Genomic DNA, 21,559 nt, shown 5'->3' on the forward strand with positions numbered 1-21,559 from the left:
AAACCTAATCCGCTACCACCGGTTTCTCTATTTCTTGAGTTTTCTACGCGAAATAGATGTTCAAATAATTTGCCCAAGTTGGCTTCGTCGACTCCACAACCGTTATCCTCGAATCTGATTTCAACTTCGTGAGACTGGGGCAATACATTGACACTTATATTGAGAATATCACCATCATTTGCATACTTAGCAGTATTGATAAATAAGTTAACCATCAGTTGTCTTAGACGTTTAGCGTCTGCGAACACCAATACCGCATCGGGCAGCTCAGAAAAGGTCACACTAAAGCCACTTTCTGCCAACAAGGTCTGGTAGTGTTTAACTTCTTCATGGAGTAATTTGATCAAATTTAATGATTCTTTACGATAATGCAAAGTGCCTAGATCATTTCTGGTCAATTCATGTAAATCATCTAACAATTGCTCAAGTTGTTTTACTTCTTCATTTGCGGATTGAATCCGCTCTAATGATAAAGGCCTTACTCCGTCAAGCATGGCTTCCAACTCGCCTTTAAGAACAGCAACAGGGGTGCGTAACTCGTGGGATATATCGGCAAGCCAACGTTTTCGCGCCTGCTCATTTTGCTGCAGCGTTGCCGCCAGTTCATTAAAGTCACGGCTTAAATGTGCAAACTCATCTTTTCTTTTCAGATCGATACGTTGTTGATATTCCCCCGAAGTGAGTTTACTCATAGCCGATGTTAAACGCTTTATTGGTTTAACAAAATGTGCAGCCAATGGCATGGCAACTAACAAGGCAACTAAGACTAACCCTAGGGCAATAAACAAAATATAGCGTTGCTGCTGCTCAACAAAATTTAACTCATAGCCAGCGGTTAACTGATCTCGTTTCGAAACAGCCAAAAAACCAACTGTTTTTTCTTCATTAATAATGTCAATATAACTAAAACTTAGTTCATCCGAATACATTCCAGCTAAGAACGATTTATCAAGGTCTAACAAGGCATAACTGACTTCGAAAATGGGTGGACCACTCCTGTTAGGTGGCGGACCCATAGGTTTTCCTCTTTGACTGTTTGACTCTGGTCCACCTTGTGCAGTTTCTGCTAGGGGCCGTCTTGGCTGATGCGGTGGTCTTTTACCTTGTGGAAGGCTAAATTCCGAGTCGACCAAACCTTTATCGATAATGTTTTTGAAGCGACCGTGCTTGCCAATGATTTGTTGCCAAGACCCCTCTTTTTGATAAATTTCGGCTAAAGAAGTAGCAACACCGGTTAACGCTTTAAGCTCGCGTTCATTCACATACTTGATCATGCCTTTGCCAATGCTCCACTGCATGACCAGCACTTGAGAAATAACCAATAGCGCACTAGTGAGGAAAAAAATAGCAAAGAGTTTATTCTGTATTCGCATACCGTTGCCATCACTCCAAGGTTTGATGGGATAACTAGCCTGCGCTAGTTGTTTTGTATTTGTCGTATAAGGTAATAGGAGTTGGCTCGATTGTCAGCCTCTAAGGTAACAGATCCTTAATATTTACACATTTGGGAAAGGTTTTATGAATGGAACATTCAACAATAAAGCGCTATTAACGACCTAAGTATTGATCAATTAATATTGATAACTTATCTTGCAGATGCTCTTCAAAATCATCAAGCTCTTTACCGAAGACCTTCAGGTATTTTTCAGCTTTGTCATGGTCAAGGCGTTTGTTATTGGTTTTATATTCTGTTTCAAGTAATGATTTATCGTAACGAGGAGTGATGACCCAACGCACAAAGTCAGCGTCTAATCCGGCCACTTCTTTTTTGGCAAATTTACAAAAGCCGTCAATATGATCAATACCATCTGGGCCTAGGCATCCTGGCTCTACTCTAAATGTTACCGTGAGTTTTTTATACAAAGGTAAGGGTAAATCATGCATCATATTTATTAATTTTCATCCATTGAAAGTCACAGAAAATAAATCATAGCCTAATCAACACTATCTACCGAGCAAAAAAGATCGGGTAAATACCCGACCCTCTTCATCACAAATTAAACCTAACTTTTAGATGCTTGATAAATACTTTCAATAGACGAGTCCATAGTGGCATCAAATTCAGCATCGCTTTGTTTTGCACTCAGTCCCTCGGATAAGGCACGAGAGAAACTAGCGATCATGCCATTATTTGCGGTCAGTCTGTTATTAGCCTCTTCTCTTGAATAACCACCAGATAATGCTACTACTTTTAACACTTTGGGGTGTTTGACCAAATCCTGATAAAAATTCGCAGTCTCAGGTAAAGTTAGTTTTAACATTACTTGCTGATCGGCGGCTAAATTATCCAAATGTTTAAGAATTGAGGCTTTAAGCAAAGCTTCAGCTGCGGCTTTTTCAGGGCTGTTAATGTCCACTTCAGGTTCAATAATTGGCATAAGGCCTGCAGCTAAAATTTGTTTAGCTACCGCAAATTGCTGCTCAATCACTGCTTCAACACCTTGTGCATTAGCTAATTTAACAACAGAACGCATTTTTGTGCCAAACACATTTTGTGCATTGGCTTTGGCCAACAAAGTATCTAAGTCAGGGATAGCTTTTAACAACTGGGTACCATTTACTTCAGCTTCTAAACCTTTATCAACTTTCAAAAAAGGCACAACTTGTTTAACCTTCCATAAATAGCTAGAAGTGCTTTGACCTAAAATATCTCTATCAAGGGTGTTTTCAAACAAGATCGCGCCTAAAACACGTTCTCCGTTAAACACACTTGAGGTCATAATGCGGGTACGCATTTCATGTACTTTGGCGAACATTTCTTCGTCACCTTGATACTCAGACTCTTCTACACCATACAAAGCTAAAGCTTTAGGCGTACTGCCACCACTTTGGTCTAATGCAGCGATAAATCCATTTTGGTTATTAATTTTTGCAAGCATATCGAGTTGGGCTTGTGATGCCATGAGCAATACTCCTTTTTTATTGTGTTGTAAGCCGATGAGCAAAACGGCTAGTAAGGTTTTATATTTTAAGGCCGATTAGCTATTTAGCCGCTCTGGCTTCTAACATCGCCACTGCAGGTAATTCTTTGCCCTCAACAAATTCAAGAAAAGCACCACCACCAGTCGAGATATAAGAGATTTTGTCACTCAAGTCCCATTTATCAATGGCCGCTAGCGTATCACCGCCTCCAGCAATTGAAAACGCATCGCTATCGGCGATCGCACGAGCCACAACTTCAGTACCTTTGGCGAAATTATCAAATTCGAATACACCACAAGGGCCGTTCCATAGGATAGTTTTAGCACTTTTTAATACTGCCGCCACATTCTCAGCAGTTTGAGGGCCGTAATCCATGATTTCTTCGTCATCTTGTACTTCGCTGACATCTTTTATCACAGCAGGCTCTGACTCATTAAAATTTTTCCCTACCCGTACATCAACCGTTTCTGGGATATCCAATAAGTCCATTAAGCGTTTGGCTTCTGGAATTAAGTCGGCTTCATGTAACGACCGACCAACGTTATAACCACGAGCCGCAACAAAGGTATTCGAGATGCCACCGCCTACAACCAATTGATCTGCAATTTTAGATAAGGCATCTAATACTGTTAACTTAGTCGATACTTTTGAGCCACCCACTATCGCCACCAAAGGACGTTTTGGATTATGCAGTGCTTTACCTAAAGCATCAAGTTCACCTATAAGTAAAGGACCTCCGCATGCAACTGGCGCAAATACCCCGACACCATGGGTTGAAGCTTGCGCACGATGTGCAGTACCGAATGCGTCCATGACATAGATGTCACATAAGGCTGCATACTTTTTGGCTAAGGTTTCATCATCGGCACTTTCGCCAACATTAAAACGCACGTTTTCAAGGATCAACACCTCGCCAGCTTGGGCTTCAACACCGGCGATATAATCCTGCACTAAGCGCACCTTAAGATCGGTGTTTTCCAGCAAATAATTCACCACTGGCTGTAATGAAAACTCTTCAGCGTACTGGCCTTCTGTAGGACGACCTAAGTGTGACATCACCATCACTTTCGCCCCAGCCGCTACTGCAGCTTTAATGGTGGGTAATGCTGCGCGAATACGTGCATCAGAAGTAACCTTGCCATCTTTTATTGGCACATTTAAATCTTCACGTATTAATACTCTTTTTCCGGCTAAATCAAGCTCGGTCATTTTCAAAATGGTCATAATTTACCTTGTATATAATAACTTCTAAATTTAGCTTAGATTTGGGTTGAACATAGCCATGGCAGTATCAATCATTCTATTAGCAAAACCCCATTCGTTGTCACACCAGACTAATGTTTTAACGAGCTGCTTATGGCTCACTCGTGTTTGACTACCGTCTACTATACAAGAATGCGGATCGTGATTAAAATCAACCGATACTAAAGGTTCTTCAGTGTAGTCCAAAATTCCTTGTAAGCGTCCTTCTTTGGCTCGTTTTAGTGCTTGGTTAACTTCAGCAATACAAACATGTTTTTCCAGAGTCACGCTCAAATCCATGGCAGTGACATTAATAGTAGGTACTCGCACAGCTATAGCTTCAAATTTACCCGCAAATTTAGGCAAAATTCGTTCAATTCCCATGGCTAACTTAGTGTCGACAGGAATAATCGATTGACTGGCCGCTCGAGTAAGCCGCAAATCCCTGTGGTATGCATCTATCACTTGTTGATCGTGCATTGACGAGTGAATGGTAGTAATAGTGCCGCTGAGTACATTAAAAGCATCATCTAACACTTGAATGATTGGAACAATACAATTGGTAGTGCAAGAGCCATTAGAGACAATTAAATCATTAGCTTTTAACTGTTGGTCATTAATTCCATAAATAACAGTCGCATCCATATCTGAACTACAAGGCTGAGAAAACAGCACTTTTTTGGCACCCTGATCTAAATGAGCTTGGCCAGCCGTCCTATCATTATGAACACCCGAACATTCAAGCACTAAGTCAATATCAAGTTGTTGCCATGGAAGATCCCCTATATCTTCGTGCTGCAATAGCAGAATTTCATCTCCTGCAACAATTAGACGCTTCGCTTGTAAATCAACAGGAAAACCAAAACGCCCATGAGATGTATCGTATTTGAGCAAGTGGGCAATGCCTTTTGGGTCGGCTACCTCATTGATCGCCACAATTTTTATATCTGTATTGCGTCCCGTTTCATATAGAGCTCTTAAAACATTGCGTCCAATTCGACCAAAACCATTAATTGCGATACGTAACATAACACTCTTTAATTTTTTCTTGATATTAGAACAAAGGCGCTAAAAAGCGCCTTTGGGGTATTAAACTGACTTTTAGTTTAAGCCTTTTACAGCTGCAACCACTGCCTCTGTGGTAATACCGAAGTATTTAAGCAATGCTGGGCCTGGAGCTGATTCGCCGAAGGTGGACATGCCCACTACTGCGCCGCCAAATCCCACATATTTATGCCAAAAATCTACATGAGCTGCCTCGACCGCTACCCGTTTTGTCACAGATCTTGGTAATACTGACTCGCGATAATCGGCGTCTTGCTTATCAAATACTGACGTACTTGGCATAGACACAACACGCACAGCCATACCTGAAGCAGTCAATTGCTCAGCAGCTTCAACGGTGATACCCACTTCAGAGCCAGTTGCAATTAAGATAGCCTCAGGTGTACCTGCACAATCCTTCAGTACATAACCACCTTTAGCAACATTAGCTAACTGCTCAGCATTACGCGGTTGAGCCGGTAAACCTTGACGACTAAAAATTAACGCCGATGGGCCGTCTTTGCGTTCAAGTGCTGATTTCCATGCAACGGCTGTTTCTGCACCGTCACAAGGACGCCATGTCGCTAAGTTTGGAGTAAGACGTAAATTAGCAACTTGCTCTATAGGTTGATGAGTAGGACCATCTTCACCTTGACCAATAGAGTCATGGGTATAGACAAAGATATTTGGAATACCCATCAATGACGCCATACGCACAGCATTACGTGCATATTCCATAAACATTAAGAATGTAGCGCCAAATGGACGGAATCCACCGTGCAAACCAATACCATTCATGATGCCGCTCATACCAAATTCACGTACACCGTAATATATATAGTTACCACTGGCATCGTCCGCTGAAATACCTTTAGTTCCAGACCAAATTGTAAGGTTAGAACCAGCCAAATCAGCCGAGCCACCTAATACTTCAGGTAACAAAGTAGCGAAGGTTTCAATTGAATTTTGTGAAGCCTTACGACTAGCCACATTTTCAGCTTTATCTTGTGATTGCTGAATAAAAGCATCGGCTTTTTCAGCAAAATCGGCAGGTAAGTCACCAGCCAAACGACGCGTTAACTCGGCAGCTAGTGCTGGATGAGCTTGTTGGTATGCAGCAAATTTTTCATTCCAAGCTTGTTCTTTTGCAGCACCCGCGGCTTTTGCATCCCAGCCTGCGTAAATATCTGCAGGAATTTCAAAAGGAGCATAGGGCCAGTTTAGAAATTCTCGAGCAGCTTTAATTTCGTCAGCCCCTAGTGGAGCCCCGTGACAGTCGTGGCTACCTGATTTATTCGGTGATCCAAAACCTATAATCGTTTTGCAACAAATTAAGGTCGGCTTAGAAGTTTCAGCTTTAGCAGCTGCAATCGCATCAGCAATAGCTTGGGAGTCATGTCCGTCTACATCTGCAATCACGTGCCAGCCATAGGCTTCAAAACGAGCTGGGGTATTATCAGTAAACCAACCTTCAACATGGCCATCAATTGAAATACCGTTGTCATCCCAAAACGCCACTAATTTACCTAAACCTAATGTGCCTGCTAAAGAACATACTTCGTGAGAAATACCTTCCATCAAACATCCATCACCTAAGAAACAATAAGTGAAATGATCGACCACATCAAAATCTGGCTGATTAAACTGCGCGGCTAAAGTTTTTTCAGCAATCGCCATGCCCACTGCATTACTCACCCCTTGTCCCAGAGGACCAGTGGTAGTTTCAACACCAGGGGCGTATCCATATTCTGGATGCCCTGGTGTTTTAGAATGTAATTGACGGAAATTTTTTAATTCTTCAATAGGTAATGCATAACCTGTCAAATGTAATAGAGAATAAATCAACATCGAACCGTGGCCGTTAGATAATACAAATCTATCTCTGTTGGCCCAATCGGGGTTACTTGGATTATGTTGCATATGATCTGCCCACAACACTTGCGCTATGTCAGCCATACCCATGGGGGCGCCTGGGTGACCTGAGTTAGCTTGTTGAACGGCATCCATACTTAAGGCGCGAATGGCGTTGGCGAGTTCTCGACGTGATGACGACATGTAGTCTCCTGACTGATCCAATAATGATGGCTTGCCGTAACCAAAAGCTACAGACAGCTAAGTTAGCTGTGCATTTTGTATTAGCCAGCGAGTAACTGCAATGCTAAATCCTTTATGATTGATTATTTTCATATGTCTTTTTTTTACACCTTAGTAGAATAAAATTCATAGACGTTTGGACGTCTAGAAGTAAAGACTGGTATTTTATATTTGAATTGTTAAAATACACCGATAAATATGTATAACGACTTTGACTCAAGGCGCTTTTATGACCTCACACTTATTTACTTCTGAATCTGTTTCTGAAGGACACCCAGATAAAATTGCCGATCAAATTTCTGATGCCGTTTTAGATGCCATATTAACCCAAGATCCAAAGGCCAGAGTGGCTTGCGAGACCTTTGTAAAAACCGGTATGGTGTTAGTCGGCGGCGAAGTCACAACCTCGGCCTGGGTAGATATAGAAGAAATCACCCGTAAAACAGTCAGAGAAATAGGTTACGTACATTCAGATATGGGCTTTGATGCAGACTCATGCGCGGTATTAAATGCCATAGGTAAACAATCTCCTGATATCAACCAAGGCGTTGACCGTACATCACCAGAAGAGCAAGGGGCTGGCGATCAGGGGCTAATGTTTGGTTATGCAAGTAATGAAACAGATGTGTTGATGCCTGCACCTATTACCTATTCTCATCGTTTAGTAAAACGTCAGTCTGAATTGCGCAAAAATGGCACCTTAAATTGGTTGCGACCCGATGCAAAAAGCCAAGTAACTTTTATCTACGAAGATAATCAACCAGTCGCTATTGATGCCGTTGTATTGTCAACACAACACGATGAAAGCATTAGCACAGCCGATCTCCGTGAAGCCGTGATGGAAGAAATTATTAAACCTGTATTACCTGAAAAGTGGCTAAGTAAAAAGACCAAATATTTTATTAACCCAACAGGCCGATTTGTGATTGGTGGGCCTATGGGTGACTGTGGTTTAACAGGTCGTAAAATAATTGTCGATACCTATGGTGGTATGGCAAGACACGGCGGAGGTGCATTTTCTGGCAAAGATCCATCAAAGGTGGATAGATCAGCCGCATACGCAGGACGTTACGTAGCAAAAAACATCGTGGCATCGGGACTGGCCGACAGATGCGAAATCCAATTGTCTTACGCTATTGGTGTGGCAGAGCCAACATCCATCAATATAGATACTTTTGGAACGGGTAAAGTTTCAGATGCATTATTAGTTAAGTTGGTCCGTGACAACTTTGAACTTAGACCTTATGGACTGCTTAAAATGCTCGACTTAGAGCGACCTATTTATCAAGCAACGGCGGCCTATGGACACTTTGGAAGAGAAGAGTTTCCTTGGGAACAAACCGATATAGCTGAACGCCTAAAGGCGAGTGTTTGATACTTAAGCGATATTAATATAGCTAAAAAGCCTCAATGTGAGGCTTTTTTTATGCCCGTCAGATATTAATTTTCCGATGACATTTATGCAATTTCATCATAAGCAAACCTTGGCTCCAATCAAACTAATCTAATACCAATAGCTATAACTCGTGGCCACTAATCAAAAACCCGCGGCAACTTGATCAACATAAGCTTAACCAATTGGCTGTCTCAAGGTATGATCACTAAATGTTTTTCACGGAGTAAACGATATGTCGCATTTACGAATTTTATTTTTAACCTTAATCCCCCTAATACTTTTGTCTTGTTCAACATCACCAACAGGCCGTAATCAATTGAAACTTTATTCAAGCGAGCAATTGGCTGGGATGGGAGCACAAGCGTTTGATGGCATGAAAACCGAACAAAAGGTGTCAAGCAAGCCAGTCTCAAACCAATATGTTAAATGTATAGCAGACGCTATTACGCAACATGTTCCAAAATCAGTATTTAATGGTGAATGGGAACTGGTTGTGTTTGACGACCCGCAAGTCAACGCCTTTGCTCTGCCTGGTGGTAAAATTGGCGTTTACACTGGATTAATGGACGTTGCCGAAAATCAACACCAGCTTGCAGCGGTCATTGGTCACGAAGTTGGCCATGTCATTGCGGAACATGGCAACGAGAGAATGTCGAGCAGCGCCCTAATTGGCGTGGGAATGGAAGTCACTAATCAGCTTTTACAGGCTAATCAAATTGCCAGTAGTAGTCTAATTATGGCGGGATTGGGCTTAGGAGTCCAAGTGGGTGTGCAATTACCTTTTAGTCGCACTCATGAATCTGAGGCCGATATAATAGGCTTAGAGTTAATGGCCAAAGCGGGTTTTGATCCCCGTCAATCCGTTAACTTATGGGAAAATATGGCCAAAGCCAGCGGTGGCGCTCGACAGCCAGAACTCCTCTCTACCCATCCTTTGCCTGCCACTCGAATTGATAACTTAACTAATAATATGCCAAAAGCAATGGAAGCATACCGAGCTGCTTCCACTAAACCGAATTGCACTTATTAAGCAGATTGCTTAATCGGGTTTCAGTATATATAACCTGAGCTCGGGATAAACCATACCGTCCAGCACAGCTATTATTGCGCCTATCTTCGTTGAACTTGCTCTCAATAGCTGGCTATTCCTTCACAAGCTCGCCTTGATAAACACAATAATATCAGTACTAGATGCATTAAATAAGCGGAAATACAAATAGTGATTTTCTAACCCACTGTTTTTACTAAAGTTACTTTAGAGCAAGCGGCACGTCTTAACCCGAGTTCAGGTTATTTAGTCTTTTTACAGATAAAAAAAATGCCGCGAATGCGGCATTTTTAATGTTTCAAAAATTAATCTTCTTTGTGTAAATGCACATCCATCTGTGGGAAAGGTATAGAAATACCTTCAGCATCAAAACGCAACTTAACCGCTTCATTAAAGTCGAATTTCACTGCCCAATAATCTGCCGAAGCAACCCAAGGACGTACGACAAAATTAACACTGCTATCAGCTAATTCTGCCACGGCTACTGTAGGTGCCGGATCTTTTAAGATACGCTCATCTGCAGCTACCATTTCTTTCAGTATTTCTTTCGCTTTTTTCAAATCAGCGTCATAACCAATACCCACAACCATGTCTACGCGGCGAGTCTCTTTAGCAGAGTAATTAGTAATGTTGCCGCCATAAATTGCGCCATTAGGAATAATGATTTCTTTATTGTCGCCAGTCGTCATTACAGTTGTAAAAATACTGATGCTTTTTACTACGCCCATTGCTCCACCAGCTTCAACAAAATCACCAGCTTTAAAGGGTCTAAATACTAGAAGCATGACACCAGCAGCAAAGTTTTGTAACGAACCTTGTAAGGACAAACCAATAGCTAAACCTGCAGCACCCAAGATGGCGACTAGTGAAGTGGTATCTACGCCAAGCTGATCTAATGATGCAACTATTACAAATAGCATAAGAATAGCGTTAATAATGGCCTTAACGAAATCAATTAACATATCGTCGTATTTCGAACGCGCCATCACTTTGCCAAAGACATTAACTAATATGCCTACAATAATTTTACCTATAATGTAAATGACAAGCGCCATTACAATATTAATTCCCCAAGGGATTACATAGGTATCCATCATCTGAGACATTTTTTCTGCGTCAAATCCAAACATTCTTCTTCCTTCCTTTTTATTTATAAAATATTGCGACCAATAGGATGCCGTTCTGCATACTGCATTTATAATAGATGAAAGGTTTTATTTATCAATAAGACAAAAGTCTACTTTTATTAACTTTTTTAGCTTTAATTAAAGCCCTTCATATTTTTGTCATCTTGTAAGCTTATCTTTGCGCGGAGTTTAAATTTCCACAAACTCATTGGATAAAATTAATTGTTTTTGAACATAAAAAAATAAGTGCTATAATACGGGTCACCGATTTTTGGTGGTCTAATATTTTTAAAGGAATTGAAAATGTTACTAGTCTATTTATTAGTTATTTCTTTGGTTTTACTTTTCGCTTTTTCGATGTCTAGAGAAAAAGGGAAAAACACTAAATTTGCTCGAAAAGATGCTAACGCCATAGCACAAAAGCAAGAGACGACTCAATCTGTTGGTACGTCAGGTGTAATTGAAATTAATTAAGTTATAATTAAAAGCTAGGCGGAATTGAACCATCCGCCGACGCTTAATTTTTTAATTGTTTATCACAGCTATCCCTTCTTTAAATTTCTATCTGTTGTTACCATTCATCAATCTTGACCTTGACCTAGTGGCAAAATGCGCATCATCAGAATTTATTACCCTTTCGAATTATCTACTGACTCTTATGTCACTTTGACTGACGATGCCACTAATCATCTTGCTAATGTTTTACGAGCTAAAACTGGACAAGCTGTGGTGTTGTTCAATGGCGACGGAAACGAATATAGCGCACAGCTATCTGAGGTGGCTAAACGCAAAGTAGTAGCTCATGTCGATTCAAAAATTTCCATCAGCATTGAGTCGCCTCTAAGTATTCATTTAGGGCAAGGAATATCTAGAGGCGACAGAATGGAATGGGTGATCCAAAAGTCGATAGAATTAGGTGTTACAGAAATTACTCCACTTATCACCGAACGCTGCGGGGTAAAACTAGGTAAAGAGAGATGGTCTAAAAAGCATGAGCAATGGCAAAAATTGGCGATAGCAGCCTGCGAGCAATGTGGCAGAAACGTACTACCAATATTACATGCACCTAGTTCATTCGCTGACTGGGTAAATTTATCCACTAACCAAGTCCGTCTTACTTTACACCCAAGAGCCGATAAAGCCTTTAGACATGTGCCCATGCCTCCTGCTGGAGCTAGATTGTTGATTGGACCTGAAGGTGGTTTTTCAGAGCAAGAAATTTATCAAACTGAACAAAACGGTTTTCAAACCATACAACTTGGGCCAAGAGTTTTACGTACAGAAACAGCTGCGATCGCCGCTATATCTGCTTTGCAGGCAATACACGGGGATCTATAAAAAGTCAGGGGAATTTACAATTGACCAAAATATGATTTCAGCAAATTTTTAAATCAAGGCTTGAATATTTTTGCTCTTAAAACTAAAAATGCCTGCTAAATTAGCAGGCATTTTTAATTTTAGGCTGTGCTTAAATTAATGCAAAATTCTGGTTTTAATTGTGCCATCAATTTTTTGTAGTTCCACAAATGCCTCATCTGCATGGTCAGTTTCAACATCAATCACTACATAACCAATATTTTCGTTAGTTTGTAGATACTGCGCAGCAATATTCAAACCTTTCTGAGCGAAGGCTTGGTTAATTTGTGTTAACACTCCCGGTATATTTCTATGAATGTGCAACAAACGTGAGCGCCCAGCTTGTGCAGGCAAAGATACTTCAGGGAAATTTACGGCCGACAAAGTCGAACCATTATCACTGTACTTAGCTAACTTACCGGCCACTTCGATACCAATATTTTGCTGTGCTTCTTGAGTACTTCCACCTACATGGGGAGTCAGGATAACATTGTCAAACTGAGTCAGTGGTGATTCAAAAAGATCGGCGTTAGACTTAGGCTCTACTGGGAAAACATCGATAGCAGCACCGGCTAACTTACCACTTTTCAAGGCATCAACCAGAGCATCTATATCAATAACTGTACCTCTAGCAGCATTCATAAGTATGGCGCCATCTTTCATCATGCCTAACTCTTTAACACCAATCATGTTTTGCGTTTGTGCAGTCTCAGGTACGTGAAGGGTGACCACATCAGAGGTGTTTAACAATTGTTTTAAGGTTTTGCTTTGTGTTGAGTTACCCAAAACCAATTTATCTTCAATATCAAAAAACTGTACTCGCATACCAAGGTGCTCAGCCAAAATGCTCAATTGAGTACCAATATGCCCATAACCAATAATACCCAAGGTTTTGCCTCGAGCTTCAAAAGATCCAACCGCACTTTTATCCCAAATGCCTTTATGGGCCTTGGCATTTTTTGCTGGCACACCACGCAACAGCAAAATAATTTGCGCAAGCGCCAGCTCTGCCACCGAACGAGTATTCGAAAACGGGGCATTAAAAACTGGGATCCCACGTTTTTGCGTAGCCGCTAAATCTACTTGGTTAGTACCAATACAAAAACAGCCAACTGCAACTAGCTTATTGGCCGCTGCAATTACATTCTCATTTAACTGAGTTCTGGAGCGGATCCCCACAAAATGCACGTTTTTAATTTTAGCGATCAATTCATCTTCTGGAAGTGATGTTTTCAGATATTCAATGTTTTCATAACCACTAGCATGAAGGGTATCTAAGGTACTTTGGTGTAGACCTTCAAGTAGTAATATTTTGATTTTTTCTTTTGGCAACGACACTTTGCTCATGAGATTTTCCACGTGGCTAGATTAATATTAATATGAGACATCTGGACGTCTATTCGCTGATGAAAATAGCAGAAATTGACTCATTTAGAAAGGCTATTATGGCTATTGCTTATGCTCTAAGTGTTTAACAAACTAACTTAGCACCCTTAAAATTATCTCGTTTTCCAATGCTGTGGGTTTGCTATAGTTGAAGCAGCAACCTTTAATGGTTTTATAAAGCCATAAATCGAGGAGAATGGTAGTGGCAATTACACACTTCAAAAGCTTATTTAGTGAATATCATCATGGTCCAACTTCATATATACATATGTTATCTAAACCTATTGCAGAACCTCGGGATACCGCAATTCACCAAGATGATATAGACAAGTTAAAACAGGCAATGACCCAATCCGTAAAAAAAATGAGTTCAAAGCTGGCTTTTTACGGCAGTCACAACACAGATAAAGCTTTGCAACTAAATCACCTTGCTTATTATATGAAACAGAATGTTTATTTTGTCGACTGTAAACATTTGGTCGAAAAATATATTGGAGAAACCGAAAAAAACTTATCAAAGCTCATAGCTCAGGCTGGATCAGAGAGCTGGATATTATTCTTTGATGAAGCTGATGCTTTGTTTGGTAGACGCTCTACAGTTAAAGATGCTCATCACAAATATGCCAATCAAGAAGTCAGTTATTTGTTCAAACGTTTATCCCAATACCCAGGATTATCAATACTTTCGCTGACAAAAAAATCTAAGCTAGAAAATATTCAATATGTCGTTGATAGTGTTATCTGTTTTCGTTGAATTTGGTTTAAGCAATTCCTGGAGCCAAAGAGATATTTTCTATTAATTTGATAACCTCTGGGTTAGCAAGTGCCAACTGACATCCTAGATGTAACTCGCTATGATCCACTGAGCAATCCACCTGCCATTGCCTTAATACATAAGCAGCAACGGCCGCTCTTAGTTGTATCGAAAGTTTCCCATCCGACATATTATAATCCATCTCAATCGCTCGCGGCTGCTTAATCTTAGGATGGGGTACAAGTTCAATATCCACTATTTGTTGCCATTGCTGATCATAAGGACTAGCTTCATGTACATGCACCGGCCCTTGGATCAGATCCACATAAGTAAAACGAGTGCACACAAAATCGCGAAAACTATTGTGTTTTCGATCATAAGCACGCACATGCCAGCGATGGCCATTGTTGACAATTGAGTGAGGCACTATTGCTCTTTCTGTTTCACCCGAAGACACTGACACATAACCACACTTAACCCCTTGTTTATTATGGATAGCACGCATAATACTGGCAATAATGGCGACATTTGGATGGATCAGCCTGACCGCATCAAAACACTGCTCTGAGGGCTGTACGCCAGTAGAAATTCCATTGCCAAATCCACGACTGAGGGAAGTCAAAATCACCTCTGGATCATGTTTAAATATTGATTGAAAATCATCAGTGCGATGATAACTTTTAGTTTGATGTCGCAAAATAAGATTATCAGGGGCAAGCTCTTTATAAGTACTAAAGTCCCGAGTACTTGCAGCTAAACCTGTTTTAAAACGTTGGATCAGATCTGTACGAGCAACATGACCAAAAAATTGCAAACTAAAATCAATAAATGCTAAACGGTCTTTTTGAGCATGGGTTAACTCTGCGAGTTTTTTATTGATTTGAGTTTCAATTAAATTGTTTTGGTATTCCATCTGGATAGACTCATAATGACTAGATGTAGCTAGACTAAATCAGTCCGCCAAACAATGCAATCATTATGATTGCATCTAAAGAAACAGAATCGAGAATATAATGACCGACAAATTAAACACCGACGCGCTTATGGCACTAAAAATAGCTTTTAGCTATATGCCAAAGGCTATTGAAGTCACTAAATATGAATATGGTGATCGCTATCAGACCGTATTGAACCACATACAAACAGTGCGAGAAATGCTGTTAATTAATGACGTTGATCCAGACGAGGTATCTGGTGAAATAGACCCAGATAATACGCCAAATTCTAGTTATTAAGATCACTCAATGGTTATGCATTTCTGCTTTAAGGGTCTCAATATCTGCAATCAAATAACTTACGGACGCACTATTTAGACCATTATATATGCCACGTATATGTCGATTTTGGTCGATAAGCAGCAGACTTTCTGTATGTAAAAAATCATCGGTTTTTTGGATATTACCTAAATCTTCACTAGCAAAATAGGCACTTTTAGCTAGTGAATAAATCGTTTCTCTATCACCCGTAGCTAAATGCCATTTTCCAGTGACTATGCCATTTTCGTTAGCGTATTTTTTTAAAGTATCAACCGTATCTGTATTAGGCCTAATTGAATGTTGAAGAATTTTCACATCAGCATCATTAAGGAATTTTTGCTGTACTTTGTTAAGTTTAGTTCTGATCGAAGGGCAAATTCCGGGGCAAGTACTAAAGAAAAAACCTGCTACATAAATTTTATTTTCGAAGATTTTTTCACTGACTTCTTTGCCATCCTGATCCATAAAACTAAAGGATGGAATACGATGAAAATCTTCAAGCTTTGTACTATTAGTCTCTAACCAATGAGGTGTAAATTCTGCACTATTGTAATAAGGCAAACTGTCAGATGCTTGTGCTACTGAAACTGCCAACAAAAATAAAACACTAGAGAGTATTATTTGCTTGAAGTTGATAGTACTCAGGAGTGATAACCTCGTCTTTGAGCCCAACACAATTATTTGCTTTTCTAAGTCCATAAATCCGCCCGTTTTTATATTCAAAATTGGAAAATAACTTACCATTTTCACGCCAAGCTTGTTGCAACCCAATAGGTTTACCTGCGTGATAATTAAACTTCTTAAACTTTGCACCACTGCGATACCAACGTTTGCCTACCCCTTCAGTTTTGCCTTTTACATAGAAAAAGTCGGATCGAAGGTTACTATTGGACCACCAAGTCTTAGTTACACCGTCTCGAACGCCCGCAGCATAAAATGACTCATAACCCAGCAACCCATTGGCAAACCACTTTTTAGAGTAGCCCTGACGCCTACCATTAACAAACTGGTCTGCTGTAGCGACTTTTCCAGAGTCGTGGTAACTCAACATTTCGCCAGTAAAAGGTTTATTTTGGTATACACGCTGACCCTGCTGGTTAATTGATATTTCCGATTTGCCGATAACCAATTGTGCCGGAGATATAAATTCAACAGTCGTAGTGATGGCCGCCACGACCACCAACAAACAAAAAAGCAGCGCTATTACACTAGGTTTGTTAGTTAATAGCACCAGGTGTACCTTGGAAGTTGCCTGGGAAAATCAAGTAATAGTCACCATTTAGATATTGTTCAGTTGAGACATGGTAATGATACTCAGCATCCTCTGCCCCAGAGCCCGTATACAAGGTTACCGAAGTATGACCATTGGATTCATCAAGATCAGTTGGGTAGTCTGCCGATGAATAACACCTTCTGCCAAAGATTAAAAATCCATCAGCCATAATACCCACAAGGGAGTCATCATCATATGAAATGGCTTTCGGCTCTAGGTGATAGTGGTAGGTCTCTGGGCCAGTATGCGCACCATTGCGATCAAAACCTTGAATAACTCCCAGTGAAACATCACCGTTACCTTCAGAATCATTAAAAATTGGGGCTCCACTTATTGAAATGCCAATAGCGCCAAGTGGCGTTGCCGACGAACTGCTAGCTAACTCAGGAGACACTGGGACAGTCAAATTATAATCGTTAATATAATCTTCAATATCTCCAGGGGATCTTTGTTGATCAAACAAAGTTGCGTCTTCAGGTTCTACATACAAACCACTATCGTTACCCGAATCCCAATAGGAAGATGTATGATCAGGCTTACCCGCAGATTCTAGAGCTACAGTGCAACCGTCTTCAGATAAAACAACAGTCACATTTGGCGCGGCGACAAATTCGAGTAAAGCACTTGAAAGCTCTGTCATCGGTGAGTCGCATGTATCGGTTCCTGTTCCTGTTTCAGATCCGGTGTCAGTTCCTGTATTGGTTGCGCTATCATCTGTACTTGATGAACCACCACAAGCAGACAACAACAATGTGGATATTATTGTTGCTAATACAGACCAATTGTATTTATAAGTGACTTTTTGCATTTATTTACCCCATTACATTAATTGCTAACACCAATTCGATCTAATAATCGATATTCTGAAAACAAAGATAACAAACAATCTAAGGAGTAAATGTGCAAACAATGTGGAACCTAAGTTAGGCCACCCCTGCCGCTTTAAATAGCTGAAGATGCACTTTCACTAAGGCATCTATATCTCTTTGATAACCACCGCCTATTACTGCAGCAATAGGTAGACCTTTGCGTTGGCAGGTATCAAAAACCAGACAGTCGCGTTGATACACCCCTAGTGTACTAACGTTTAAATGCCCTAAATCATCATCAATGTGAATGTCTACGCCAGCATCATATATAACTGCGTCGGGTTGACAGCTATTAACAGCCAACTGTAAAGCACAGTCGACTGTCTCTAGATACTCACAATCTGTAGTGCCTTTAGCTAGATTAAAGTCTAAATCTGAGACTTGTTTTCTATGGGGGAAGTTTTTCTCACCGTGAATAGATAGGGTAAAAACCTGTGCATTGCTCTCAGCTAATTTGGCGGTTCCATCACCTTGGTGTACATCACAATCAAAAATCAGCACTTTATCAATATTCGGTTTTTGTAACATAGTCAGCGCCGCTAAATACAAGTCATTAAACAAGCAAAAACCCGAACCATAATTGGCAAAAGCATGATGATAACCACCGGTTAAATTTAATGCTTTACCATGTTGTAAGGCTAATTCAGCAGTTAAAACTGTACCTCCAACCGCGGTTAATGACCGTTGAATGAGTTGTTCTGACCATGGGAAACCAATACGACGCATTGCTTTAGGATCTAAGGTTCCACTTACAAGTTGTTGTATATATTGCGGATTAAATACTTGCCGCAAGTCTTGAGGAGAAACTGGCATTGGCTGTTGAAAGCTTTTATCGGTAACCCCAAGTTCTGCCAGTCTATCGCGGATCCCTTGATACTTTTCAATGGGAAATCGATGGCGTACCGCTAAATCGAGTTGACTATAAATGGGATGAAAAACCAGTGGGATCATATTGCTACAGAGATAATAAATGTTAGTTATGAACAATATCAGTTCAAAATACCGAAAGTATCTGCAATTAACAAACTATTAAAATTTGGTGGGCGAATAGAATATTGGGAGCCAAGTGATGTTTCCCGGACTTAAGGAGTTTTTGGTGAGTGCCCAGCAGACCTATGTAGTTAACAATAACAGAGCGGCAGTTTAGTCCGCTCTGTATTGCTACTTTAACTAAGCGCGTATTTGACCGTCGCCCATAACCAAGTATTTTTCGGTTGTTAGTGATTCTAAGCCCATGGGACCGTAAGCATGCAGCTTAGTTGTAGCTATACCTATTTCGGCACCTAATCCGAGTTCACTGCCATCAGAAAAACGCGATGAGGCATTTACCATCACCACAGACGCATCTACAGAGCGTTGAAAACGTCTAGCGGTTAGTTCGTTTTTGGTACAGATGACCTCAGTATGATGACTACCAAATCTGTCAATGTGTGCCATTGCTTCATCAACACCGTCAACAATTCGAATAGCTATCTCAAGATCTAGGTATTCCTGACCAAAATCCTCTACAGCTATCACTGTGGCATCGCTGAAATATTGACTAGCATCGGCACTAGCATTGACTTTGACTTGTTTTTCTTTGAGTTTTACAGCCACTTTAGGCAAAAATTCAGCTGCAATTGATTTGTCTACTAACAACCCCTCAGTCGCATTGCACACCCCAGTTCTATGGGTTTTACCATTGACTAACAAGTCCATAGCAACCTTCAGATCCGCTTCTTTGTCTATATACAGATGACATACGCCTTTGAAATGCTGAATAACAGGGATTTTACTGTTGTCAGTCACAAAATTAATCAAACCTTCGCCACCTCTTGGAATGATGACATCAATGCTATCGCGCTGTTGCATCAACTCAAACATCAAATCACGACTAGGATCAGGCACAACTGTAATCAACTCTTTAGGCAAATCAAATTTTTCCAATACGTCTTGTAAAACTTTTGCGATAGCTAAACTAGAGATCAATGCCTCTTTGCCACCACGCAAAATAACTGCATTGCCTGATTTGAAACACAAGGCACCTGCATCTGCGGTGACATTAGGCCTGGCTTCAAAAATCATGCACACAACACCAAGAGGCACGCGCATCTTGCGAATTTGTAGGCCATTAGGGCGTTCGCTAACCACTCGTTCAGCGCCAACTGGGTCGGCCAAGCCGGCAATCACTTCAATTCCTGATGCCATAGCTTCAATTCGTTCGTCATTTAAGGTGAGCCTGTCAATCATTGAACTGCTCAAACCATTTTGTGTTGCTTGGGTCAAATCTTGTTCGTTAGCTGTCAGGATATATTGCTTTTCCTCACGCAACGCCAGCGCCATAGCAAGCAACACTTGGTTTTTAATTGACTCTTCCAAAACGGCTAATATCTTAGATGCTTTTACCGCGCCTAATGTTAACGTTCTAATAATACTCATAGAGTGTCCGACTCCAACAAGGCGACATTTTTATCTGAAATAATCGGTCCTGTTTGCTCTTGGAAATCACTCGCAAAGTTCTTATCTTCTTGATTTGTAATGAAACTTAACAAACAACTACTGTAATTCGACTTGGCTTTTGCCAACTTAGTACCATCATGTTTACGTACCAATATCGTATCACCTACAGCAAACTCACCTTTAATCTCAATCAAATCATCACTAGTAAGCTCTTCACTGTGGGCGTCTAGTTTTACGGTAAAGTTATCTTCGACTATGACTTCACCTTGAGCGGTAGATGTATGTGTCATCCAGTGCAAATGCTCTTTCATAGGAGATGGGTCTGAAGAAAAATGGGTGCCTGGATTTTCGCCATTCAACAACATTTCAAATGTCTGCTCAGTAAAACCATTTACTATGTAGGTATCAATACCGTGTAAAGTCGCTTTTTGAGCCGCTTCTACTTTAGTAATCATGCCACCTGTGCCAACTGCACTGGTCGCTCCATCTGCCATAGCGAAGATATCTGCATTTATCTCTGGGATATTCGGAATAAGCACAGCATCATCGTGTTTATGAGGGTTTTTGTTATACAAACCGTTAATGTCAGAACAAATAATTAGGGCATCAGCATCCGCTGCTGCGGCGACTATCGCAGATAAATTATCATTATCCCCTACTTTCAATTTGTCGGTCACTATGGTGTCATTTTCATTAATAATCGGCAGCACACCATGCTCCAACAAAGTAAAGATTGTCTCTCTAACACTCACATAACGTTCTCTATCGCGGAGATCGCAACGAGTCAGTAACATCTGTGCAGTGGGGAAATTAAATAACTTTTCCCATGTTCCCATCATCTCAGCTTGACCTGCAGCTGCCATGGCTTTTTTTATAGGAATAGTTTGTTGTAATTCATCTGGAAATAAATGAGAACCTGCAGCTACCGAACCGGATGACACTAACACCACCTCGATACCTTGAGTACGGCAACTCATAATAAATTGCGCGATACTTTTTAAGTATTGGCTACTACAGCCCTTTCCATGGGGTGCGATCAATGCACTTCCAACTTTTATAACAATACGTTTCCAATTAAATCTATTCATGTAATTAACTACTTACCTTGCGCCGTTCAGCGCTTATTTATTGATATAGGCATAAGTGCCTGTTTTGATGTAGGCATAAGTGCCTGTTTACTGATTCTTTATTTGAAGAGCCTCTAATGTTAGAGCTTATTCTCTTGGGGAGGTCATGACGGGTTTGAAAGCTGCATTTTTGTCCTCTTAAATATTTAACTTAAAATTACCTAGCAAACTAATGGTTCGTATACTAACTAAATTATGATTAAAAATCCACATAATAATAGATATA

The 21,559-nt window shown here is 40.5% G+C and carries 21 protein-coding genes; 6 read left to right on the forward strand and 15 right to left on the reverse strand.

What is annotated here, in order from left to right; translation table 11 throughout:
- The 6 genes from GARC_RS15540 to tkt form a co-directional block, all read right to left on the reverse strand.
- A partial coding sequence (locus GARC_RS15540; RefSeq protein WP_039989838.1) for a histidine kinase dimerization/phospho-acceptor domain-containing protein occupies nucleotides 1-1,373 on the reverse strand: 1,373 nt, incomplete at its 3' end.
- Between the two features lie 175 nt (nucleotides 1,374-1,548).
- Complete coding sequence (locus tag GARC_RS15545; protein ID WP_007621880.1) at nucleotides 1,549-1,887, reverse strand: hypothetical protein; 339 nt, start codon at nucleotides 1,885-1,887, stop codon at nucleotides 1,549-1,551.
- 116 nt (nucleotides 1,888-2,003) lie between these two features.
- Nucleotides 2,004-2,903: a fructose bisphosphate aldolase gene (locus tag GARC_RS15550; RefSeq protein WP_007621882.1), complete on the reverse strand. Its 900-nt coding sequence runs from the start codon at nucleotides 2,901-2,903 to the stop codon at nucleotides 2,004-2,006.
- 79 nt (nucleotides 2,904-2,982) lie between these two features.
- Entirely contained in the window at nucleotides 2,983-4,146 is a 1,164-nt protein-coding gene (locus GARC_RS15555) for a phosphoglycerate kinase (RefSeq protein ID WP_007621887.1), read from the reverse strand.
- 30 nt (nucleotides 4,147-4,176) lie between these two features.
- Complete coding sequence (gene epd, locus GARC_RS15560; protein ID WP_007621889.1) at nucleotides 4,177-5,193, reverse strand: erythrose-4-phosphate dehydrogenase; 1,017 nt, start codon at nucleotides 5,191-5,193, stop codon at nucleotides 4,177-4,179.
- A gap of 72 nt (nucleotides 5,194-5,265) precedes the next feature.
- The gene (tkt, locus tag GARC_RS15565) at nucleotides 5,266-7,263 is read right to left on the reverse strand and encodes a transketolase (RefSeq protein ID WP_007621891.1); all 1,998 of its coding nucleotides are present in this window, start codon (nucleotides 7,261-7,263) and stop codon (nucleotides 5,266-5,268) included.
- A gap of 268 nt (nucleotides 7,264-7,531) precedes the next feature.
- Between tkt and metK the strand changes: the two genes are divergently transcribed.
- Together metK and GARC_RS15575 are read left to right on the forward strand one after the other, a co-directional pair.
- Nucleotides 7,532-8,677, forward strand: a complete 1,146-nt coding sequence (metK, locus tag GARC_RS15570) for a methionine adenosyltransferase (protein WP_007621893.1) — start codon at nucleotides 7,532-7,534, stop codon at nucleotides 8,675-8,677.
- A 253-nt stretch (nucleotides 8,678-8,930) separates the two neighbouring features.
- Entirely contained in the window at nucleotides 8,931-9,728 is a 798-nt protein-coding gene (locus GARC_RS15575; RefSeq protein ID WP_007621894.1) for a M48 family metallopeptidase, read from the forward strand.
- A gap of 323 nt (nucleotides 9,729-10,051) precedes the next feature.
- On the opposite strand, the gene GARC_RS15580 is transcribed toward GARC_RS15575, so the two are convergent.
- Complete coding sequence (locus GARC_RS15580) at nucleotides 10,052-10,876, reverse strand: mechanosensitive ion channel family protein (protein ID WP_007621897.1); 825 nt, start codon at nucleotides 10,874-10,876, stop codon at nucleotides 10,052-10,054.
- Nucleotides 10,877-11,176: 300 nt separating this feature from the next.
- Between GARC_RS15580 and GARC_RS27025 the strand changes: the two genes are divergently transcribed.
- Both GARC_RS27025 and GARC_RS15585 read left to right on the forward strand, forming a co-directional pair.
- Nucleotides 11,177-11,347, forward strand: coding sequence for a hypothetical protein (locus tag GARC_RS27025; RefSeq protein WP_007621898.1), 171 nt, complete (start codon nucleotides 11,177-11,179; stop codon nucleotides 11,345-11,347).
- A gap of 135 nt (nucleotides 11,348-11,482) precedes the next feature.
- Entirely contained in the window at nucleotides 11,483-12,211 is a 729-nt protein-coding gene (locus GARC_RS15585) for a 16S rRNA (uracil(1498)-N(3))-methyltransferase (protein WP_007621899.1), read from the forward strand.
- A gap of 135 nt (nucleotides 12,212-12,346) precedes the next feature.
- Here the strand turns inward: GARC_RS15585 and serA are convergent, their stop codons facing one another.
- Nucleotides 12,347-13,576 (reverse strand): phosphoglycerate dehydrogenase, encoded by a 1,230-nt coding sequence (serA, locus tag GARC_RS15590; protein ID WP_007621900.1) that lies wholly within the window; start codon nucleotides 13,574-13,576, stop codon nucleotides 12,347-12,349.
- A gap of 235 nt (nucleotides 13,577-13,811) precedes the next feature.
- Here serA and GARC_RS15595 point away from each other — a divergent pair, with 235 nt between their 5' ends.
- Nucleotides 13,812-14,369, forward strand: coding sequence for an AAA family ATPase (locus GARC_RS15595; protein WP_226989179.1), 558 nt, complete (start codon nucleotides 13,812-13,814; stop codon nucleotides 14,367-14,369).
- Nucleotides 14,370-14,376: 7 nt separating this feature from the next.
- Here the strand turns inward: GARC_RS15595 and GARC_RS15600 are convergent, their stop codons facing one another.
- Nucleotides 14,377-15,282: a WYL domain-containing protein gene (locus tag GARC_RS15600; RefSeq protein ID WP_007621903.1), complete on the reverse strand. Its 906-nt coding sequence runs from the start codon at nucleotides 15,280-15,282 to the stop codon at nucleotides 14,377-14,379.
- 100 nt (nucleotides 15,283-15,382) lie between these two features.
- Here GARC_RS15600 and GARC_RS15605 point away from each other — a divergent pair, with 100 nt between their 5' ends.
- Nucleotides 15,383-15,604 carry a hypothetical protein gene (locus GARC_RS15605; protein WP_007621905.1) on the forward strand — a complete coding sequence of 74 codons (222 nt, stop codon included), beginning with the start codon at nucleotides 15,383-15,385 and terminating at the stop codon, nucleotides 15,602-15,604.
- Between the two features lie 6 nt (nucleotides 15,605-15,610).
- On the opposite strand, the gene GARC_RS15610 is transcribed toward GARC_RS15605, so the two are convergent.
- The 6 genes from GARC_RS15610 to proB all read right to left on the reverse strand — a co-directional run bounded on the left by GARC_RS15610 (nucleotide 15,611) and on the right by proB (nucleotide 21,294).
- Nucleotides 15,611-16,222, reverse strand: a complete 612-nt coding sequence (locus GARC_RS15610) for an SCO family protein (RefSeq protein ID WP_007621906.1) — start codon at nucleotides 16,220-16,222, stop codon at nucleotides 15,611-15,613.
- A 10-nt stretch (nucleotides 16,223-16,232) separates the two neighbouring features.
- Nucleotides 16,233-16,856 carry a toxin-antitoxin system YwqK family antitoxin gene (locus GARC_RS15615; protein ID WP_007621909.1) on the reverse strand — a complete coding sequence of 208 codons (624 nt, stop codon included), beginning with the start codon at nucleotides 16,854-16,856 and terminating at the stop codon, nucleotides 16,233-16,235.
- The gene (locus tag GARC_RS15620) at nucleotides 16,843-17,706 is read right to left on the reverse strand and encodes a YHYH protein (protein WP_007621911.1); all 864 of its coding nucleotides are present in this window, start codon (nucleotides 17,704-17,706) and stop codon (nucleotides 16,843-16,845) included. The genes GARC_RS15615 and GARC_RS15620 overlap by 14 nt, the downstream gene beginning before the upstream one ends.
- Before the next feature lie 115 nt (nucleotides 17,707-17,821).
- A complete protein-coding gene (locus GARC_RS15625) occupies nucleotides 17,822-18,718 on the reverse strand; it encodes a histone deacetylase family protein (RefSeq protein WP_007621912.1) in 897 nt (298 codons plus the stop codon).
- 219 nt (nucleotides 18,719-18,937) lie between these two features.
- The gene (locus tag GARC_RS15630) at nucleotides 18,938-20,185 is read right to left on the reverse strand and encodes a glutamate-5-semialdehyde dehydrogenase (protein WP_007621914.1); all 1,248 of its coding nucleotides are present in this window, start codon (nucleotides 20,183-20,185) and stop codon (nucleotides 18,938-18,940) included.
- Complete coding sequence (proB, locus tag GARC_RS15635) at nucleotides 20,182-21,294, reverse strand: glutamate 5-kinase (RefSeq protein WP_039989840.1); 1,113 nt, start codon at nucleotides 21,292-21,294, stop codon at nucleotides 20,182-20,184. Before proB ends, GARC_RS15630 begins: the two co-directional genes overlap by 4 nt.
- Nucleotides 21,295-21,559 lie beyond the last annotated feature (265 nt).

The sequence above is a fragment of the Paraglaciecola arctica BSs20135 genome (assembly GCF_000314995.1).
GTDB classification, from domain to species: domain Bacteria; phylum Pseudomonadota; class Gammaproteobacteria; order Enterobacterales; family Alteromonadaceae; genus Paraglaciecola; species Paraglaciecola arctica.

Coding starts and splice junctions, on each gene's coding strand:
- GARC_RS15625 (WP_007621912.1), bottom strand. CDS start 18,718: ATGATCCCACTGGTTTTTCATCCCATTTATAGTCAACTCGATTTAGCG.
- serA (WP_007621900.1), bottom strand. CDS start 13,576: ATGAGCAAAGTGTCGTTGCCAAAAGAAAAAATCAAAATATTACTACTT.
- GARC_RS15630 (WP_007621914.1), bottom strand. CDS start 20,185: ATGAGTATTATTAGAACGTTAACATTAGGCGCGGTAAAAGCATCTAAG.
- GARC_RS15585 (WP_007621899.1), top strand. CDS start 11,483: ATGCGCATCATCAGAATTTATTACCCTTTCGAATTATCTACTGACTCT.
- proB (WP_039989840.1), bottom strand. CDS start 21,294: ATGAATAGATTTAATTGGAAACGTATTGTTATAAAAGTTGGAAGTGCA.
- GARC_RS15595 (WP_226989179.1), top strand. CDS start 13,812: ATGGTAGTGGCAATTACACACTTCAAAAGCTTATTTAGTGAATATCAT.
- GARC_RS15545 (WP_007621880.1), bottom strand. CDS start 1,887: ATGATGCATGATTTACCCTTACCTTTGTATAAAAAACTCACGGTAACA.
- GARC_RS27025 (WP_007621898.1), top strand. CDS start 11,177: ATGTTACTAGTCTATTTATTAGTTATTTCTTTGGTTTTACTTTTCGCT.
- epd (WP_007621889.1), bottom strand. CDS start 5,193: ATGTTACGTATCGCAATTAATGGTTTTGGTCGAATTGGACGCAATGTT.
- GARC_RS15580 (WP_007621897.1), bottom strand. CDS start 10,876: ATGTTTGGATTTGACGCAGAAAAAATGTCTCAGATGATGGATACCTAT.
- metK (WP_007621893.1), top strand. CDS start 7,532: ATGACCTCACACTTATTTACTTCTGAATCTGTTTCTGAAGGACACCCA.
- GARC_RS15600 (WP_007621903.1), bottom strand. CDS start 15,282: ATGGAATACCAAAACAATTTAATTGAAACTCAAATCAATAAAAAACTC.
- tkt (WP_007621891.1), bottom strand. CDS start 7,263: ATGTCGTCATCACGTCGAGAACTCGCCAACGCCATTCGCGCCTTAAGT.
- GARC_RS15555 (WP_007621887.1), bottom strand. CDS start 4,146: ATGACCATTTTGAAAATGACCGAGCTTGATTTAGCCGGAAAAAGAGTA.
- GARC_RS15550 (WP_007621882.1), bottom strand. CDS start 2,903: ATGGCATCACAAGCCCAACTCGATATGCTTGCAAAAATTAATAACCAA.
- GARC_RS15605 (WP_007621905.1), top strand. CDS start 15,383: ATGACCGACAAATTAAACACCGACGCGCTTATGGCACTAAAAATAGCT.
- GARC_RS15620 (WP_007621911.1), bottom strand. CDS start 17,706: ATGCAAAAAGTCACTTATAAATACAATTGGTCTGTATTAGCAACAATA.
- GARC_RS15575 (WP_007621894.1), top strand. CDS start 8,931: ATGTCGCATTTACGAATTTTATTTTTAACCTTAATCCCCCTAATACTT.